Source organism: Pseudonocardia sp. (assembly GCF_035305885.1).
GTDB lineage: Bacteria > Actinomycetota > Actinomycetes > Mycobacteriales > Pseudonocardiaceae > Pseudonocardia.
In genome coordinates, this window is sequence record NZ_DATGOP010000117.1 from 1 (window position 1) to 3,371 (window position 3,371).

The window sequence follows — 3,371 nt, forward strand, 5'->3', positions numbered from 1 at the left end:
TAGCGGTGCCCGTCGTTCGGGGTGGGCAGGGTCAGGAAGATCAGCGACTCGGGCTCGTCGGTGAGGTCGATCTCGGTGCGGGCGTCCCAGCCGCGCCCCTTCAGCTCCTCGACCCGCGCCTCGTTGATGTCGATGAACGTCACGTCGTGGCCGGCGTCCCGGAAGCCACCACCCGTGGCGGCCCCCACGACACCCGATCCGACGATGAAGATCCTCGACGACTGCATGGAATGACCCTCCAATTCTCGACGACCGTTCCGGTCGCCCCTGGCGGACGATGGTTTCGCAGCCGACGGACCGACGATCGTCCAGGTCCTTCGTCACGCAGAGCAACCACACTCGTGGAAGCTGCTGCGCGGACTCCCGGGTTTCCCCAGGTCGCGGTGAGGGTATCCGGTTACAGCGTCATCCGGTGGGGTGACCCACCTGAGAGGAGCGCAGCTCTTTGTAACCAAGTGCTGTGATTCGTGTCACCTTATGAATCACTCGCTCGGGCGAATTTCTGGCCGCGTCGCCGAATAACTGTAACGTTTCTCGGCTGACCGCTCGACGTTTGTGCATAACCGTTCGTCGTCGAGGTTGCACATCGGGCGCGCCGCGATTGCCGTTCGGCGCGGATGGGTGAACCTCGACGCAACCTGCGCGCGCCCGGCTCGTTGAACAGCGACGCGCGTGATCACTCCGCGTGCTCCCCGCTCGTGAGGTGCGGGGACCGGGGGGACTGATCGCCCCGCACGACCGGCGGTCGGCGGCGGTACCTGCCGGAACGCGCCTCGTGGTGGCTGCGGGCGGGCCGGTGGGCCCGCGAGTGCCCGACGTCAGCCTAGCCCCGGGGCGGGCAGCCCGACGTCGTCGGCGGGCCGCGGGGATCGGCGGTGTACTCGCTCCCGACGGCCGCCCCGTTACGCTGTTCGGGTGCCGACGGTGTCTCCCGTGCCCTATCTCCACGGTGACCGGGAGGTCATCGACGTCCTCCAGCGGCGCCGGTCGGCCCGCAGCCAGCCGGGCGCGCGCGACGACGAGCACCGGGTCGCCCTCGTCATCGGGGGCGGTGGCATGCGCGGCGCCTACGTGGCCGGCATGCTCCGCGCGCTCGACCGCGCGGGCCTCGTCCCCGCCTTCGACGAGGTCTACGGGGCGTCGTCGGGTGGCTTCAGCGGCGCGGCCTTCCTCACCGGGGACGCCGCCGCCTGCGCCGCGAGCTACCCGGAGGACCTCTGCACCGACGTGTTCATCAACCTGCGCAGGCTCGGCACCCGGCGCCCGGTCGTCGCGCTCGACCACCTCGTGCACGACGTGCTCGGGCGCCGCAAGCCGCTCGCCTGGCACGAGCTCGGCCGCACGCCCGCCCCGCTGCGCGTGATCGCCACCGACGCCGCCGACCTCACCGCCCACACGCTGGAGGGCATGCGCACGGCCGAGGACTGGCAGCAGGCGCTGCGGGCCAGCGCGGCGATCCCGCTGCTCGCCGGGCCCCCGGTCCCGTGGGCCGGGCGGCGCTGGGTCGACGGGTCGGTCGCCGAGCCGCTCGCCATGGCGCGGGCGCTGCGCGGCGGCGCCACCCACGTGCTCGTGCTGCTGTGCCGGGGCCAGGAGGACCTGCACCCCGACGCCGACGCCGGGCTCTCGCTGTGGGCCCGCGCGCTCGACCGGATCGTCCCCGGGCTCGGTTCGCTCGCCCAGGGCTCCCGCCGCTACGGCGCCGACCTGCGCCTGGTCACCGACGCGGCGCACCCCGACCGCGGACCCGGCCACCTGGCCGCGATCGCCCCGGCCCGCTCCGCGGGCATGGGCGCGCTGTGCGTCGACCCGGTGCGGGTGGGAGCGGCGGTGCGGATCGGCGACGAGTCGGCGGTCGCCGCGCTCGATGCCGTGGCGGCCTGATCGGGATACGGAGCGGAGGCACGTGGAAGCACCAGCCGGCAGGCGGCCGCGCGCCGCCGTCGTCGTCACCGGGACGGAACTGCTGACGGGCGCGATCTCCGACCGCAACGGCCCGTGGGTCGCTCGCGAGCTCTCCGCGCTCGGCTTCGAGGTGGCGCACGTGCAGCTCGTCGGCGACCGGGCCGAGGACCTCACCCGCGCGCTGGAGCGCGCCCGCGACGACGGCTGCGAGCTCGTCGTCACGAGCGGCGGCCTCGGCCCGACGGCCGATGACCTGACCGCCGAGGTCGTCGCCCGGTTCGCGGGGGTGCCGCTCGAGCTGGACGAGGCGGTGTACGAGCGGATCTCGCAGATCCTCGCCGGCTTCGCCGCCCGCACCGGCTTCGGCGGCGCCGCGCTCGAGGCGGCGAACCGCAAGCAGGCCATGGTGCCGCGGGGCGCGGTGGCGCTCGACCCGGTCGGCACCGCGCCGGGGCTGGTCGTGCCGACGCCCGGCGGACCGGTCGTCGTCGTCCTGCCCGGGCCGCCCCGCGAGCTGACCGGCATGTGGCCCGCCGCGCTGGCCGCGCCGCCCGTGCGCGACCTGCTGGCCCGGGTGCCCGCGGCGGCGGCGCGCTCGCTGCGCTTCTTCGGCCTGCCGGAGTCCGAGATCGCCGCCACCCTGCGGGACATCGGGGCGGAGCGCGACCTGTCCGGCGTCGAGATCACCACCTGTCTGCGCCGCTCCGAGCTGGAGGTCGACCTGCGCCCGCGTCCGGGCGCCGAGGCGGTCGCCGAGGCCGTGCACGCCGAGCTGGCCGCCCGCCACGCCCGGCACCTGGTGACCGCCGACGGCACCACGACCGACGAGCTGTTGGCCCGCGCCCTGCGCGAGCGCGGGTGGACCGTCGCCACCGGGGAGTCGTGCACCGGCGGGATGCTCGCGGCCCGGCTGGTCGACCTGGCCGGCTCGTCCGACTACGTCGCGGGCGGCGTGGTCGCCTACTCCAACGAGGCCAAGACCGAGCTGCTCGGCGTGCCCGCCGAGATGATCGCCGCCCACGGCGCCGTGTCCCCGGAGGTGGCGCGGGCGCTGGCCGACGGCGCCCGCGAGCGGTTCGGCGCCGACGTCGGCATCGGCATCACCGGCGTCGCCGGCCCCGGCGGGGGCACAGAGGCGAAGCCCGTCGGTTACGTCTGCTTCTGCGTCACCACGGCCGACGGCCAGGTGATCGCCCGCGACCCGCGCCTGCCGGGCGGCCGCGCGGACGTCCGGGAGCGGGCCACCGACGTCGGCATGCACCTGCTGCTCCGGGCGGCACGCGGCGGCTGACCCCGCCGGCCGGCCCGTGGCGTGCCGTCAGGCGCCGCGGGCCGTGGCGAAGCGCTCGGCGGCGTCGGCCCAGTTGACGACGTTCCACCAGGCCTTGACGTAGTCGGGCTTGACGTTGCGGTACTGCAGGTAGAACGCGTGCTCCCACATGTCGAGCAGCACGATCGGGACCTGG

4 protein-coding genes are annotated in these 3,371 nt (G+C 74.9%); 2 read left to right on the forward strand and 2 right to left on the reverse strand.

Annotation, left to right across the window (positions count from 1 at the left end):
• A partial coding sequence (locus VKZ81_RS26385) for a 2-dehydropantoate 2-reductase N-terminal domain-containing protein (protein WP_324244392.1) occupies positions 1-227 on the reverse strand: 227 nt, incomplete at its 3' end.
• Between the two features lie 706 nt (positions 228-933).
• Between VKZ81_RS26385 and VKZ81_RS26390 the strand changes: the two genes are divergently transcribed.
• A complete protein-coding gene (locus VKZ81_RS26390; protein WP_324244393.1) occupies positions 934-1,884 on the forward strand; it encodes a patatin-like phospholipase family protein in 951 nt (316 codons plus the stop codon).
• A gap of 22 nt (positions 1,885-1,906) precedes the next feature.
• Positions 1,907-3,196 (forward strand): competence/damage-inducible protein A, encoded by a 1,290-nt coding sequence (locus VKZ81_RS26395; RefSeq protein ID WP_324244394.1) that lies wholly within the window; start codon positions 1,907-1,909, stop codon positions 3,194-3,196.
• A gap of 27 nt (positions 3,197-3,223) precedes the next feature.
• Here the strand turns inward: VKZ81_RS26395 and VKZ81_RS26400 are convergent.
• Positions 3,224-3,371: Fe-Mn family superoxide dismutase (locus VKZ81_RS26400; protein WP_324240751.1), on the reverse strand; the 148-nt coding region annotated here is incomplete at its 5' end.